Source organism: Pseudomonas sp. K5002, assembly GCF_013386655.1.
Taxonomy (GTDB): domain Bacteria; phylum Pseudomonadota; class Gammaproteobacteria; order Pseudomonadales; family Pseudomonadaceae; genus Aquipseudomonas.
The window spans coordinates 1-770 of the sequence record NZ_JACARK010001543.1; the positions used below are offsets into that span (position 1 = coordinate 1).

General features: G+C 66.2%; 1 pseudogene. It reads right to left on the bottom strand.

Annotation, left to right across the window (positions count from 1 at the left end):
* Positions 1–770 (bottom strand): annotated as a pseudogene (locus HX846_RS37810) (hypothetical protein); the annotation flags it as partial.

The following is a 770-nucleotide window of genomic DNA, read 5'->3' on the forward strand; positions in this document are numbered from 1 at the left end:
TGCGATGCGGTGGTCGCGACGGTATCGAGTTGCCCCTTGTTGACGGCATCGCTTGGTGCAACACCGGCCGCCAGGTTACCGATGCGTGCCGGCTCATTGCGATCCGCGCCACGACCCGCGGTATAAGCGCCGCTGGCCTCGTCCCACACAACGCTATCGTCACGCAGGGCCCGGACGCCCTCACCCAAGGCGCCGAGTGCTGCGCCCTGGCGGTTCACGGCGGCGTTGACCGTGCCGACATTGTGGTCCAAAGCCGTTAGGGCAGCGCCCACGTTGTCATGGAGTTGAGGAGCGGGCTGGATGCTGCCATCGGCATTGATCTGACTGATGGCATAGGCCGGCGCCGTCGGCTGGCCATCGCTACCCACGATGGAACCTCCTCCCAGAGCCTTCGCAACGAACTCACTGGCTACACCTGCGGCGCTTCGGATAGCCGCGTCAATGCGCTGGACAACCGTCTGGCCGTCGTCTAGGCCCTTGAGCTGGCCGGTGGCGATATCGGCGGTGGCCTTGGCCGCATCAGCGGTGTGTTGGGCGGCGACCGCCCCTTTCTGGGCATTGCTTGCAGCGTCCAAAGCGTTGTCGGCGCTGGCCTGTGACGTTGTCGCGGCCTGCAGAGCATCGTTTGCCGAGCGACCAGCGGCGTCCGCCGTGCTCTGGGCCTTGTCCGCCACATTGCGTGCAGACGTGGCCGAAGCCAGGGCGGTATCGGCGGAGCTCTGCGCGGTTTCAGCGGTTTTCTGCGCGCCGGAAGCCGAGCTCAATGCCGT